Annotated in this window: 10 protein-coding genes; 5 read left to right on the top strand and 5 right to left on the bottom strand. The window is 74.3% G+C overall.

The genetic code is table 11. From position 1 onward, the window contains the following. The first annotated feature begins 77 nt into the window (after positions 1–77). Complete coding sequence (locus FED44_RS29285) at positions 78–845, top strand: YcnI family copper-binding membrane protein (protein WP_138462734.1); 768 nt, start codon at positions 78–80, stop codon at positions 843–845. Further along, positions 842–2,611 (top strand): copper resistance CopC/CopD family protein, encoded by a 1,770-nt coding sequence (locus FED44_RS29280; RefSeq protein WP_138462733.1) that lies wholly within the window; start codon positions 842–844, stop codon positions 2,609–2,611. Before FED44_RS29285 ends, FED44_RS29280 begins: the two co-directional genes overlap by 4 nt. Before the next feature lie 43 nt (positions 2,612–2,654). On the opposite strand, the gene FED44_RS29275 is transcribed toward FED44_RS29280, so the two are convergent. Genes FED44_RS29275 through FED44_RS29265 form a run of 3 tightly spaced genes read right to left on the bottom strand, consistent with a single transcriptional unit; the run spans position 2,655 to position 8,442 of the window. Continuing rightward, the gene (locus tag FED44_RS29275) at positions 2,655–3,800 is read right to left on the bottom strand and encodes a type III PLP-dependent enzyme domain-containing protein (protein WP_138462732.1); all 1,146 of its coding nucleotides are present in this window, start codon (positions 3,798–3,800) and stop codon (positions 2,655–2,657) included. Between the two features lie 2 nt (positions 3,801–3,802). Further along, positions 3,803–7,138: an IucA/IucC family protein gene (locus FED44_RS37780; protein ID WP_244302366.1), complete on the bottom strand. Its 3,336-nt coding sequence runs from the start codon at positions 7,136–7,138 to the stop codon at positions 3,803–3,805. Beyond that, positions 7,123–8,442: an ATP-grasp domain-containing protein gene (locus FED44_RS29265; protein ID WP_138462731.1), complete on the bottom strand. Its 1,320-nt coding sequence runs from the start codon at positions 8,440–8,442 to the stop codon at positions 7,123–7,125. The genes FED44_RS37780 and FED44_RS29265 overlap by 16 nt, the downstream gene beginning before the upstream one ends. A 117-nt stretch (positions 8,443–8,559) precedes the next feature. Between FED44_RS29265 and nudC the strand changes: the two genes are divergently transcribed. Next, on the top strand, positions 8,560–9,474 hold the full coding sequence (gene nudC, locus FED44_RS29260) for an NAD(+) diphosphatase (RefSeq protein WP_396698595.1): 915 nt from the start codon (positions 8,560–8,562) through the stop codon (positions 9,472–9,474). Between the two features lie 4 nt (positions 9,475–9,478). On the opposite strand, the gene FED44_RS29255 is transcribed toward nudC, so the two are convergent. Beyond that, positions 9,479–9,718, bottom strand: coding sequence for a mycoredoxin (locus FED44_RS29255; protein WP_111697897.1), 240 nt, complete (start codon positions 9,716–9,718; stop codon positions 9,479–9,481). 104 nt (positions 9,719–9,822) lie between these two features. Then, the gene (locus FED44_RS29250; RefSeq protein WP_244302365.1) at positions 9,823–10,851 is read right to left on the bottom strand and encodes an alpha/beta hydrolase; all 1,029 of its coding nucleotides are present in this window, start codon (positions 10,849–10,851) and stop codon (positions 9,823–9,825) included. Positions 10,852–10,990: 139 nt separating this feature from the next. On the opposite strand from FED44_RS29250, the gene FED44_RS29245 reads away from it, so the two are divergent. Together FED44_RS29245 and FED44_RS29240 are read left to right on the top strand one after the other, a co-directional pair. Beyond that, the gene (locus FED44_RS29245; protein WP_244302364.1) at positions 10,991–13,057 is read left to right on the top strand and encodes an ATP-dependent DNA helicase UvrD2; all 2,067 of its coding nucleotides are present in this window, start codon (positions 10,991–10,993) and stop codon (positions 13,055–13,057) included. Between the two features lie 14 nt (positions 13,058–13,071). After that, entirely contained in the window at positions 13,072–13,968 is an 897-nt protein-coding gene (locus FED44_RS29240) for an acyl-CoA thioesterase (protein WP_138462729.1), read from the top strand. The last annotated feature ends 26 nt before the right edge of the window (positions 13,969–13,994 follow it).

The raw sequence follows: 13,994 nt of genomic DNA, 5'->3' as shown, positions 1-13,994 counted from the left end.
CGAACCCGTGCCGGTCAGCCGTGAGCGCACCTGACCGGCACGGGCTCCACATACCGATACGCGCAAGGAGTCCGCGCATGAAGCCCATCCGTGTCGTCGCCGCGACGCTCGTCGCCGGCGTCGCCGTCCTGCTCGCCCCCACCTCGCCGGCGTGGGCCCACGTCACCGTTTCCCCCTCGGTCGCCACCACCGGCGGCTACGGCACGTTCGCGTTCAAGGTGCCCGACGAGCGCGCGGACGCGAAAACGACCCGCGTCGAGGTCGTCTTCCCGGAGAACGCCCAGCTCACCAGCGTCTCCCTGCGCCCCGTCCCGGGCTGGAAGGCCACTGTCGCCACCCGGCAACTGCCGAACGCCGCGTCCGCCGGGCACGACGACGACGAGGCCGCCAACAAGGCCGTCACGGGCATCGTGTGGGAGGGCGGCGCCATCAAGCCCGGCGAGTTCCAGCTCTTCGAGGTGTCCCTCGGTCCGCTGCCCACCACGCCCGGCCAGCTCGTGTTCAAGGCGCTGCAGACCTACAGCGACGGTGAGGTCGTCCGCTGGATCGACATCCCGGAGGCCGGCGCGCCACGGCCCGAACACCCGGCGCCGATGATCGACGTCAAGCCGGTGGACGCGCAGGCCAACGCGCCCGCCGCGCCCGCCGCGCCCGCCGCGCCCGCCGCGCCCGCCGAGGCCACCCCCACCGGCGACAGCGTCGCTCGCCTGCTCGGCTGGGCCGGCCTCGCGCTCGGCGCCCTCGCGCTGCTGACGGCGGCCGCGACCGGGCTGCGCCGGCGCACCCCGGCGCCAGCCTCGGCGCCGCTCGCGGAGGCGGACACCGCGGCGCGGCTCTCGCGATGACCCTCACCAGGACGCGCGGCGCGGGGCTCGCCGTCCTCCTCGCAGGGTTCGCCACCGCCGTGTCCCTCGTGATGGCGAGCCCTGCCTGGGCGCACGCGGAACTGGTCGACGCCGCGCCGGCCAACGGCCAGATCTACCAGGACTCCCCTCGGACGCTGCTGCTGCAGTTCACCGACCCGGTGACCGTGCCGCCGGACGGCCTGCGGCTGTTCGGCCCAGACGGCGCCCGCATCGGCATCGGCGCACCGGTCCACCGCGTGGGCGACGACACGTCGGTGGAGGCCCCGCTGAACGGGAAACTCGCCGACGGCGTCTACACCGTCTCGTGGCGGGTGGTGTCCTCCGACAGCCACCCGGTGCAGGGCGCCTACACGTTCACCGTCGGTACGCCGGGCAGCCGCCCGGCCGCCGTCACGCCCCCGGGCGATCGTTCCGGCGATGCCGCGACGGCGTACGGCGCCGCCCGGTGGGCCGCGTTCGCAGGGTTCGCCGTGCTGCTCGGCACCGCGTTCTACCTGGCGTGGTGCTGGCCGGCCGGTGCGCGGCGACGGCCGGCCCGGCGGGTGTTGTGGGCCGGCTGGGGCGCCAGCCTCGCCGCCGCGATCGCCTCCGGCCTGTTGTACGGGCCGTACGTGGCCGACGGCGATGTGGCGGGCGCCTTCGACCCGCGGCTGCTGTCCACGACGTGGGCCACCGGTCTGGGCCGTGCCCTCGGGATTCGCGTCGCTCTGCTGCTCGCCGCGGCGCCCGCGCTCGTCTGGCTGCTGAACCGCTACCCGGACGCGCCGGACCGCCGCACACGGTGGACGGTCGCGGCGGCGGTGCTCGCGGCCGCCGCGGCGCTCGCCGTGACCTGGAGCATCGCGAACCACAGCGTGACGGGCGAGGCCGGCGGGTTCGCCGTGCCGGTCGACGTCGTGCACCTCGTCGCCGGCTCGGTCTGGCTCGGAGGTCTCGTCGCGCTCGCCATGACGCACGTGCCGACCCGCGACGCCGTCACCCTGCGCGTGGCGGTGCCCCGGTTCTCGCACACGGCGCTGGTGTGCGTGGCGCTCATGGTCGCCACCGGCCTGTTCCAGGCATGGCGGCAGGTCGGGTCGCCGCCGACGCTGTTCGCCACCGCGTACGGCCAGGTTCTGCTGGCGAAGGTCGCCCTCGTGGTCGTGCTGGTCGCGTTAGGCGCCGCCGCCCGCGGATGGGTCGCCCGCCACTACGGCGCGGGCGGCAAGCGGCACCGCGGCGGCCCTGACCCGCACCAGCTCTACGCGTTCTACCGGCGGCTGCTGACCGAGACGGGGGTGGGCGCCGTCGTGCTCGGCCTGTCCGCCGCGTTGGTCGCCATGGAGCCGGCCCGCTCGGCGTTCGCCGAGCACCGCTCGACGGTGGCGGCCGCGAATACGGCGGCGCCCGCGAATCGAGCGGTGCCGGCCGTGCCCACACCCGTGCCGTTCTCGGCCGGCTCCGGCCCCGCCTCGCGCGGTGCGGTGCTGCTCGTGGTATTTCCGCCCAAGGTGGGGCCGGCGCAGCTGCACCTGTCGGTGCTCGACCCGAACGGCGCGCCGCTCAACGTGCCGGAGGTGCACGCCGCCATGACCCTCCCAGACCGGGACCTCGGGCCGATCCCGGTGGAGCTCCAGGGCGCCGGCGGGCACTACATCGGCCAGCTGAACCTGCCGTTCCCGGGTCGCTGGCAGGCCGTTCTCACGGTCCGCACCACGGAGACGGACCAGGCCACGGTTCGCGTCGTGGTCGACGTGAGCGCCTGAAGAACGCGGCCCGCCTCGCCGACTCCGCGAAGGTTCTCGGCTCTCAGCGCAGGTAGTGGAACTCGGGCTTCGGGTGCATGAGGAAGTCGTGGTGGGAGATGTTCCAGGCGTACGCGCCGGCCATGGCGAAGGCGACGACGTCGCCGACGGCGAGTGCGGCGGGGACGCGGCGGGAGAAGACGTCCTTGGGGGTGCAGAGCCGTCCCACCAGGGTCACCGGGCCGTGCTCGCCATCCTCACTTCGGGGCAGTACGGCGAACGGCTGGTCGTGTCCCTTCGTCACGGGGGTCCGCAGGTGGTGGGTTCCGCCGGAGAGTACGGCGAAGCGCTCGCCGTGGACTCGCTTCACGTCGAGCACGGTCGTCAGGTACCACCCGCAGTAGGCGGTCAGGGCCCGTCCCGGTTCCACGCGCAGCGTCTCGCCCGGCCGGGCGAGCGCCCGCAGGCCCGCGCCGTACGCCGCCCAGTCGAACCGCTCCTCGGGACGGGTGTAGGAGACGGCCATCCCGCCGCCGAGGTTGAACTCCCGCAGGCCCAGGCTCCTGCCGTACCCGAGCACGGCCTCGGCGAGGGTGAGCAGGTCGGGGGCGGCCAGGCCGCTCGCGAGGTGGGCGTGGACGCCCCGCAGCCGCAGCGCCCCCCGCCCGCCCGGCAGCCGCTCTGAAAGCCCGCCTGAGGCGGCGTCGGCGGGGGTGGGACGGCCGAGGAGGGCCAGGCATTCGGCGACCCCGTCCGGGTCCATGCCGAACGGCGTGGCGCCGCCGCCCATCGCGAGGGCCGCGCCGGTGACGGGCACGTCGAGGTTGACCCGCAGCAGCACGTCCGCCGGCCCACGCAGGCGCCGCAGTTCGGCCGGGCTCTCGACATGCCACCGGTGTGCCGAGGGGGCCAGGGCCAGCTCCGCGCCGGTCTTGCCCGGCCCGCCGAAGCTCAGCCGAGCGTCCGGCAGCAGCGCCCTGACGTGCTCGAACTCGCCGCCGGAGGAGACCTCGAACCCGTCCGCGTAGGGCGCGAGTGCACGCAGCACCTCAGGGTCGGGGTTGGCCTTGACGGCGTAGCAGAGCTCGGTCCCCGCCAGGGCAGCCCGTACAGCCGCCGCGTGGCGGGCGAGCCCGGCGAGGTCGTAGACGTAGGCGGGCACGTCGTCCAGCGACTCGGCGGCCCGCCGCACGCCCGATGGGACGTCCATGCTCATCCGCGCCCCCTGGCGTGGGTCGGCTCGGGCCAGAGCGGGCCGAGGCGGGGCCCGGGCGGCGCGAGCGGGTTGGCGACGTGCACGTATCCGGCATCCCGGTCGGCCGCTCTCGCCCACCGTACGGTGAGGTTCGCCTTGGCGGGCAGCGGCGCCCCCGCCAGCAGCCGGGTCAGCGGCACGAGGGCCTCACAATCGGCAGCGTGGCTGGGCGCGTGGTCAGCCACGTAGCGCTCCAGGGACGCGCGGGCGGCGGCCCACAGGTCCCGCAGGAGACGGTCACCTCCCGCGTCCGCAGTCCGGTCCGTCGCCGCGTCGGCCACGGTGGCGGCCACGGTGGCGGCGACCTCCGCGAGATGGTTGACGAAGAGGCAGTAGGCCACCCGGTCCCAGCCGCGCCCGGCGTCGTACGACAGGGAGCCGGCGACCTCGTCCCGCAGGCCGGTCAGGTCGTGGCGGCCGGTGACCAGCTTGGTGCCCTCCAGGTCGCGGAAGACGACCTCGGCGGGCAGGCCGTCCGCGTCGAACCCGACGAGCACGTTCTGCACGTGTGGTTCGAGCACGACGCCGTGCCGGACGTACGAGTCGAGCACCGGGTATGCCACACGCTCGACGTATGCCTCGAACCAGGCGACCGGGTCGGCCGCCCGGCGGACCAGGACGGCCTCCGGCACCCCTTCGCCGCCCGCGGCCAGGGCCGCGGCGAGGACCGGGGTGACTCCCGGCCCGCACAAGGCCCACGGCCCGGTACGGACGATCACCGAGAGCCCTTCGAGCAGCCGCGTGCCGAGTGCGGCCGACCGGTAGCCGGGCTCGGGCAGCCAGCGCGTGCCGGGAAAGCGTTTGTCGAGCAGTTCGAAGACGGGGGCGAGCCGCCGGGTCAGCTCCACCGCGCCGGCCAGCTCGTACCACGCGTTCTTGCGCACGCAGTTGGTGATCCGCATGTCCAGGCTGAACTTCAGGCACACGCCGGCCCCGGGGTCGTACACGGTCCGGACCGAGGACGTGGGCACGACCATGCGGGCGCCGGGCCCGAGGTCCACGAGCCGCCCGTCCGCGAGCGGCTCCCGCAGCTCGGCGGCCAGCAGGCGGAGCTGCCACGGATGGGCGGGCAGCGGCAGGTAGCCCGGCGGCGCCTCGCCGAAGCCGCCCAGCGCCGTCGTGTCGCCCTCCTGGGCCACCAGGTCGGCGCGCACCCCGAGCAGCCGCGGCGCGAACCGCGCGTGCGCCTCGGGCGCGTAGTCCAGCCAGCCGTCGCCCGCGCGTGCTTTCGGCGCGGGGTGGAACGGATGCCCGGCCACGAGGGCCTGCTCGGAGGCGAGCCAGGGGTCGGCGGGCGGGGCGGCCCGCTCGCGGGCGGCCAGGATCGCGGCCGTCGCGTCGCGCCCGGCGCGGACCTGGTCGGCGAACTCCTCGTTGTCGCCGTCGAGATCGCCTACCACGAGATCGAGGAGGGAGGGCAGGCCGAGGGGCCGCCACCGCCCCTCCGCCAGGTATTCGGGCGGGCCGTCGAATCGCAGGGCGATGCCCCCGCGCGCGCGGACGCGCACCGGCGTCCCGGCCACCCGGAGCGTCAGATGCGGCCCGGCGGCGCGCACGTCGCCGCGTGGGCCGCCGACCTCACGCAGCCAGCAGCGCAGCAGCGCCCCCAGCGCGGTCTCCTCGGCTGCGAGATCCGAAGCTGTGAGCTCCGCAGCTGTGAGATCCGCGGCTGTGGGGTCTACGGAGCGGGCGCCTCTCAGATAGTTGGGGCCGGTCGTGCCGTAGAACTTGTTGACGTCCCGGGCCCCGGTGCGCTCCTTGGCGACGAGCGTCCCGGCGACCACCATCGACTTGCCGGTGAGGCGGGCGGCGTCGAGCGTGCGGGCCCGCAGCAGCCGGGCCATCGGGTCGTCCCCGTACTGCTCCAGCGCCGCAGCGAGCGCCCGCCGGACCGGCGCGGCGCCGGAGTGGGGCAGCAGGCCGTGGGCCACCGCCATGGCGGCCAGGTGCAGCGTGATCGTCACGAAGACGTCGGCGAGCGCGTAGGGGTCGTCGGTCAGCATGCGCGCGTCGTCGAACTCCGGCGCGTCCAGCCCGGCGGCCCGCAGCCGCCCGGGGGAGGCGAGCAGCCCGTCGTTGTCCTTGACCAGCAGCCGCATGGGCCCGTCGCCGAACAGCAGGGCCAGGTTCTGCTGGTGGGCCTCCAGCGCGACGCCGTACCGCACGAAGAGTGTGACGTTCCAGGCGAACAGCGCCGCGAGGTAGTCGTCGAGCAACGCGCGCACGTCGCCGCCGTAGTGCCGGTCGGCCACCTCGTGCGCGACGAGCCGGCCGTCCCCGTCCGGCAGCGGCGCGAGGAGGGCCGCGACCGGGACGATCTCCCCCTCGGGCAGCCCGCGGACCAGCCAGCCCAGGTATTCGTGCCCCGCGTGCCCGTACGTCTGCTCGTCGGCGAGCGTGGCGCGCAGGGCGGGCTCGCGCAGCAGGATCCGGCGCAGCAGCGACTCGGCCAGCGCCCCGTCGAGCAATGTTCCCGGCTTGATCGACCTGCGGTTGCGCAGGCCGAGCGTGCTGGTGGGCAGCGGCACCTTGAGATGGACGCGCGGGCCGGCCTCGACCGTCCGCATCGACAGGGTCGGCCGCACGACCAGGTACGGACGCCGCCCCGGCACCAGCCAGGGAAGCCCGGGCGCCGCCCCAGGAAGACCCGCCACGAGCGGCTCCGCCAGGGGATGCACGGGGAACAGCACGTGCGTACGAGCGAGGCCGGGCGGCAGCCCCACGTCGCCGGGCCGGGGCCACCACTCGGGCGGCTCCGGCCGCGACAGCGTCGCGAGCTCCCGGGGCACCGCCGTCCAGCGCATCGCGAACTCGGGGGCGAACTCCGGCGCGTACGACGGGAGGTCGCCGGGGGAGACGCCGAGGCGGCAGCGGGCCGTCGGATAGAGCGGATGGTCCACCGAGGCGGCCAGCGACTCGTAGCGGATCAGCCCGTCCCGCCCGCGCAGCCGCCGGTCCACCTCGCCGCGCAGCCGGTGCCGGGCCGCCAGGGCCGCGAGCGTCTCGCGGCACTCCCGCGCGAAGGCGGCGACCCCATCGGCGTCGGCCGGGTCGGCGACCTCCCGAAGCGTGTCCAGCACCTCGGCCAGGCTCAGGCGCTCGTCCGGGGCCGTCGAGAAGTCCTGGAACGGGCTGCCCGGCGTGAGGCCGGCCCGCCGCCCCGAGGCGAGGACGATCGCGACGCCGTCCCGGTCGCGGGTCACCCGGGAGGAGATGCCGCCGTAGTCCTCCCGCAGCAGCGCGTCGAGCACCCGGGCGGCGAGATAGTGCTCCGCGGTCATGCGAGCACCCAAGGGTGCTCCTTCCGGAACGCGTCCACGGCGGCGTCGACGCGCTCCCGGTCCGGGCCGACGGCGCGGAGCAGGCCGAGGTAGTCGCGGTTGGTCCCGGTCACCTCCACGTGATCGCCGACCTCGCGCAGCGCCCGGTGCCACAGCCGTACGCCGTCCCCGGCGTCCGGCGCGGAGAGGCCCGGCGCGGAAAGGCCCGGCGCGGAAAGGCTCAGCGCGGGGAGATCCGGCGCGGGAAGGTCCGGCGGCGCGGCGGTGACCGTGCCGGAGCGCTCGGCCACGAGGCTCACGACCGACCCGTACGCCGGACGCGGGCCGTCCATGCCGAACAAGTCGGCGTCGAACGCGGAGAGGGGCTCGCCGGCGTGGATCCGCAGGATCCACTCGTGCAGGGGCACGCCGAGGAGCTCGGCCAGCAGGAAGTCGCAGGTGTCGCCGATGAGCCGATAGTTGATCTCGATGATGCGCGGGCCGTCCCGGGTGACGGCGTACTCGGTGTGGCACACGCCGAAGCCGACGCCCACGGCGTCCAGCGCGGCGTTCAGGTGGGGGAGATGCCCGGCGTCCGGGGGCCGCCAGTCCAGGCGCTCCTCGATGAATCGCGGCGGCGGGCCGAGCGTGGTGGCGAACCCGCCGAGGACCCGCCGCACACCCCCGCCGCCGCTGTGCCGGCCGCCGTCGGCCTCACGACCGGCGCCACGACCGGCGCCACGGACGCCGCCGCCACCGTCGCCGAGGGTTTCCAGCGTGCGCACCGGCCCGTCCAGGAACTCCTCGGCCACCAGGACCTCGGCCGGGCGGCGCTCCCGGATCTCCGCCACCGCCGCGCGCAGCGCGTCCGGGCCGTCGACGAGCACGACGTCCTCGCTCGCCACGCCGAGCGCGGGTTTGACCACCACCGGGTACGGCAGGTCGAGCGGGAGGTCGCCGCCGGGAGGGATCCGTACGGACCTGACCGGTTCCACGGCGGCGAGGGCGCGGCGGGTCAGCGCCTTGTTCTTGGCGGTGACACAGGCCCGCCAGTCCTTGCCCGGCAGGCCGAAATACTCGGCGGCGAGCGCGGCGGGGGCCTGGAGGTGGTCGGAGTTCGAGAAGATCACGCCAGGCGGGTGATGGGCGGCGACGGCGTCGATCACGGCCCTGGCGTCGCGGACGTCGGCCGCGACGACCTCGCATCCCGGGTACCCGGCATACCGATCAGGTTGGTCGGTGAGTATCGTCACGTCCCAGCCCAGCGCGGCCGCGGCGGGAAGGAAACCGCCGGTCACCGAGTCGGTCGGGTTGAGCGTGGTGAGGTACAGCCGCACCGGCCCTCCGATAGGTAAGGCTAACCTAAGTGAGTGCATCCTAGCGCGGTGGCGCGGGGAACGGGCTTGACGGGGAGATTGCCGCGGCGGCGCCAGTGGAAGGATGACGGGGTGGAAATCGCGGACGGACTGCTCGGCCCCCTGCTCCTCGCGCGGAGCGCCATCGACCGGTCGGCGGCCCTGCGCGGCGACGAGGAGTGGCTGCGGCAGGCCTGGGAGGCGGAGAAGACGAGGGTCCTCCTCGTCCAGGACGGCCGCACGCTGATCCGCCGCTTCACCGACGGCGCGGCGCTGGTGCTCACCTCTCCGGCGGAGGCGCCTGAGGGCACACGTTATCTCCTCGGCGTGGACGAGGACGGCGTGCCCTACTTCGCGGTGAACGCGCCGCTGCCCGAGCCCGCCCAGGGCGCCGGCGACGCGGTGGGCCTGCGGGAGGCCGCGGTGCTGCTCGACGACCGCGACGCGGGGCTGCTCGTCTACGCGGTGGCCCTGGAGGCCTGGCACGCCACCCACGAGTTCTGCCCCAGGTGCGGCGGCCCCACGAACGTGACGGCCTCGGGGCACATGCGGGTGTGCCCGCGTGACGGCAGTCAGCACTTCCCCCGCGTGGACCCCGCCGTGATCATGCTGGTCCACGACGACGAGGGCCGCGTACTGCTGGCGCGCGGCCCGGCGTGGCCGGCGAACCGGATGTCGGTGCTCGCCGGGTTCGTCGAACCCGGCGAGTCGCTGGAGCACGCGGTGGTGCGCGAGGTCCTGGAGGAGGTCGGCATCGCCGTCGTCACCCCCCGCTACCTGGGCAGCCAGCCCTGGCCGTTCCCGCGCAGCCTGATGCTCGGCTTCTTCGCCCGCGCCGTCACGACCGACCTGCGCCCCGACCTGGACGAGATCGCCGAGGCCCGCTGGCTGTCCCGGGAGGAGCTCGCGGCCCAGGTGCGGTCGGGTGAGCTGCTCCTGCCGACCGAGGTCTCGATCGCCCGGCGGATGATCGAGACCTGGTACGGAGGGCCGATCCCCGACACCGGCTGGTAGGTCGTCAGCAGGCGCCCTGGAGGTGCCGCTTGACCTCGGCGACCGAGGGGTTCGTCATGGTGTGGCAGTCGGTGACCACGGTCGGCACGACCTGGTTGCCGTTGTTCACGCTCATCACGAACTCGGCGGCGTCCGGGTGGCGCTCGATGTCGACCTCGCTGAAGGCGATGCCCTCCCGCGTGAGCTGGCTCTTCAGCCGCTTGCAGGGGCCGCACCAGCTCGTGGTGTAAACCGTGAGCGCCATCTTCGTCCCTTTCCCGGGCAGCTTCGTGGGCAACGCGTTGATCGAGCAGTCATGGCAACATCGCGGACGCCCCGGCTGTTCCCGGTTCTTCGCCGGTCCTCCGGTCAGCGGGCCGGCTGCGCCAGCCGGGCGGCGATCCACGCCCGGACGGTCTCGGCGACCCCGGGCTCACGGTAGAGCGGCGCGCTGTGGAAGGTGCCGGCCATCGTCTTGACGGTCATCGGGACCCCGACGTTCTCCAGCGACTCCTTGAGCACCTCGCTCTGGTACGGCGGCACGAACTCGTCGGCCGAGTGGACCGCGAGCATCGGCGCGTCGCCGGGGGTGGCGTGGAACGGCACCTCCATGCTCGACCAGACACGCGGGCACCGGGCCGGGGAGCAGCCTCCGGCCAGCAGTACCGCGGCCCGGCGCAGTTTGCGCTGGTCGAACGTGCCGGCCGCGGTGCCGTCCTCGTACGCCGAGAGCGGCGAGACGGGCGGGGAGATCCCGACGACCCCGCGCAGGCCCGGCCGGCCGTCGCCGTAGGTGCCGACGGCGGCGGCGAGGTGACCCCCGGCGGAGAACCCGAGGAGCACGTAGCGCCCGGGGTCGGTGTTGAAGAGGGCCGGGTGCCTGCGAACGGCGGCGACCGCGGACAGGACGTCGGTGCGCTGGGCCGGCCACGGCGCGTCGCCGGACAGCCGGTAGTCGAGGTTGACGACGGTGTAGCCCTGCTGGACGTAGTAGCGGGTGACCGACGTCATGTACTTCTTGTCGCCCCCCGACCACCAGCCGCCGTGGACGACGAACACGGCGGGACGCCGCGGGCCGGTGGGGTGCCACCACACGTCCATGATCTGGCGGGGGTGCGGGCCGTACGAGTAGGTGTGCATCCTCGCGCCGGCGGGCGGCGTGGGAGACGCCGAAGGCGAGGCGCTCGCGGAGGGCGTGGGCGGCGTCGACGGCGTGGCCGACGCGGACGACACCGGAGAGGCGGACGGAACCGGAGTGGCCGACGGCTGAGGTGCGGGGTTGCCGGCGGGGGCGACGGCGGCGGCCACGGTGGCGGCCCGCGCGCCGGGCGAGGTGAGCATCAGCGCGGCGAGGGCGGCGGCGCCCATGCCCATGGCAGTTCGGACCGCGGTTCCCACGGCGTCATCCTCCCCGATGTCGCGTCCATGTCGCGTCGCTGTCGCGTCGTGCCCCGACCGGTCAATGGGACACGCTCGGTCTGCTGCTGCAAGGATGATGCCAGTAACAACGTCCGCCACGCATGTTGGGAGCGGCTCCTTGGACGTCCTCGACGGTCTGGATCCCGAGCAGCGCGAGGTCGCCCAGGCGGTGCGCGGACCGGTGTGCGTGCTCGCGGGCGCGGGCACCGGCAAGACCCGTGCCATCACCCACCGCATCGCGTACGTCGTGCAGACGGGGGTCGTCGATCCGCAGGGGGTGCTCGCGGTCACCTTCACGACCCGTGCGGCGGGCGAGTTGAAGCAGCGGCTGCGCCGGCTCGGCGCGCCGGGGGTGCAGGCCCGCACGTTCCACGCGGCGGCCCTGCGCCAGCTCAGCTACTTCTGGCCCCGGGTGATCGGCGGCGATCCGCCGCAGGTGGTCGAGTCGAAGCTGCCGCTGCTGATCGAGGCGGCCCGGCGGCTGCGCAGGAACCCCGAGCGCGGCGAGTTGCGCGACGTCGCGAGCGAGATCGAGTGGGCGAAGGTCACCCAGGTCGCCCCGGAGGACTACCCGGCCGCCGCCGTCAAGGCGCGGCGCACCCCGCCGATCGCGCCCGAGGAGGTCGCGCGGCTGTACGAGGGGTACGAGAGCGTGCGCCGCCAGCGGAACCTGATCGACTTCGAGACGATCCTGGAGCTCACCGCGGCCGTGATGACCGAGCACCGGGAGGTCGCGGCGCAGATCCGCCAGCAGTACCGCTACTTCGTGGTCGACGAGTTCCAGGACGTCAACCCGCTGCAGAAGCTGCTGCTCGACACGTGGCTCGGCGGGCGCGACGACGTGTGCGTGGTGGGCGACCCCAACCAGACGATCTACTCGTTCACCGGCGCCACGCCCCACTACCTGACGAACTTCGCCGTCGAGCACCCCTCGGCGGCGGTGATCCGGTTGGTGCGCGACTACCGGTCGACGCCGCAGGTGGTCACGCTGGCCAACCGGGTCATGGCCCGCTCGCCGCACCGGCTGGAACTGGTCGCCCAGCGGCCGGACGGCCCCGAACCGGTCTTCACCGAGTACGACGACGAGCAGGCCGAGGCCCTCGGCGTCGCGCTCACCGTCAAGAAGCTGATGGCCGACGGCGTGCCCACCCGCGAGATCGCGGTGCTGTTCCGGGTGAACGCCCAGTCGGAGGCGTACGAGCAGGCGTTCAACGACTCCGGCGTGCCCTACCTGCTGCGCGGGGCGGAGCGGTTCTTCGAGCGCCCCGAGGTGCGCCAGGCCGTGGTGCTGCTGCGCGGCGCCGCGCGGTCGGCGGGCGAGGAGCCGCTGGCGCCCGCCGTGCACGCCATCCTCTCGGGCATCGGGCTCACCGCGGAAGCGCCCGGAGGTGGCAAGGCGAGGGAGAAGTGGGAGTCGCTCAAGGCCCTCGCCGACCTCGCCGAGGACATGGCGGCCGAGGGCGCCGACCTGCCCCGCTTCGTCGGCGAACTGGAGCGCAGGGCGGCCGAGCAGCACGCGCCGCCGGTCGAGGGCGTGACGCTCGCCTCGCTGCACGCCGCCAAGGGCCTGGAGTGGGACGCGGTCTTCCTCGTCGGCCTCACCGACGGCATGGTCCCGATCGTCTACGCGGAGACGCCGGACCAGGTCGAGGAGGAACGGCGGCTGCTCTACGTCGGGGTCACCCGGGCCCGCGAGCACCTGCACCTGTCGTGGGCCCTCTCCAGGTCGCCCGGCGGGCGGCGCGCCCGCAGGCCGTCCCGGTTCCTCGACGGCCTCTCCCCGCGTACGGCGAGCGTGAGCCGGGCCGAGCGGCCCAGCGGCGGGGGGAAGGGCAGGCGCGCGGCGGCGGTGCCGCTGCACTGCCGGATCTGCGGCAAGACGCTGTCCGTCGCCGCCGAGCAGAAGCTGGGCCGGTGCGCGACCTGCCCGGCCGACTACGACGAGGCGCTGCTCGAACGGCTCAAGGCGTGGCGGACGACGGCGGCGAAGGAGGCCAAGGTCCCCGCGTACGTCGTCTTCACGGACGTCACCCTGCAGGCCATCGCGGAACGGGTGCCCACCGCCGAGGAGGACCTGCTTGCGATCGCGGGAATCGGGCGCGTCAAACTTGAGCGGTACGGCGACGCGGTCCTGGGGCTGTGCCGCGGCGACGGTAGTGTTACCGGCGAGTATTCCCCCGCCTGAGCTGGAGGCCTCCCGTGAACTCGGCCCTGAAGGAGCTGCTGGACCTGCTCGACCTGGAGCAGATCGAGCTCGACATCTTCCGGGGGCGCAGCCCGGAGGAGCGGTTCCAGCGGGTCTTCGGCGGTCAGGTGGCCGCGCAGGCGCTCGTGGCGGCCGGGCGCACGGTGCCGGGCGACCGGATGGTGCACTCGCTGCACGCCTACTTCATCCGGCCGGGCGACCCCGACGTGCCGATCGTCTACAACGTGGAGCGGGTGCGGGACGGCCGGTCGTTCACCACCCGGCGCATCACGGCCATCCAGCACGGCAAGGCGATCTTCTCGATGTCGGCGTCGTTCCACGTCGAGGAGCAGGGGGTGAGCCACCAGGCCGCCCGGATGCCGGAGGCGCCGGCCCCCGAGACGCTGCCGACCTTCCAGGAGCGGATGCGCGACGTCTTCGGCGACGAGCCGGGGTGGCGCGACCTGCTGTCGAAGCCGCGCCCGGTCGACGTCAGGTACGTCAACGCGCTGCCCTGGGAGGCAGCCAAGGACCCGAGCCTGGTCACCCCCGAGAACCGCGTCTGGTTCCGGTACGACGCCGACCTGCCCGACGACCCGCTGCTGCACATCGTGCTCGCGGCGTACGCCAGTGACTTCACGCTGGTGGACACCGTGCTGCTGGCGCACGGGCTGGCCTGGGGTTCCTCCGCCGTGTCCGGCGCGTCGCTGGACCACGCCATGTGGTTCCACCGGCCCTTCCGGGCCGACGACTGGCTGCTGTACGCCCAGGAGTCGCCCTGGTCCGGGGCGGCGCGCGGGCTCGCCCGCGGGCAGATGTTCAGCGCCTCGGGGGAGCTCGTCGTCTCCGTGGTCCAGGAGTGCCTGATCCGGGTGTCGCCGGAGCCACATCCTCGTGTCACGAAGTCGTGAAAATCGCAGGTAGAAAATAGGTTGCC

The sequence above is a fragment of the Microbispora triticiradicis genome (assembly GCF_005864065.1).
Taxonomy (GTDB): Bacteria; Actinomycetota; Actinomycetes; order Streptosporangiales; family Streptosporangiaceae; genus Microbispora; species Microbispora triticiradicis.
This window is presented reverse-complemented; position numbering and strand designations above follow the sequence as displayed.

Excerpts from the sequence above, each read along its gene's own strand:
- FED44_RS29255 (WP_111697897.1), bottom strand. The coding sequence starts at position 9,718 with ATGGCGCTCACGGTTTACACCACGAGCTGGTGCGGCCCCTGCAAGCGG.
- FED44_RS29280 (WP_138462733.1), top strand. The coding sequence starts at position 842 with ATGACCCTCACCAGGACGCGCGGCGCGGGGCTCGCCGTCCTCCTCGCA.
- FED44_RS29285 (WP_138462734.1), top strand. The coding sequence starts at position 78 with ATGAAGCCCATCCGTGTCGTCGCCGCGACGCTCGTCGCCGGCGTCGCC.
- FED44_RS29275 (WP_138462732.1), bottom strand. The coding sequence starts at position 3,800 with ATGGACGTCCCATCGGGCGTGCGGCGGGCCGCCGAGTCGCTGGACGAC.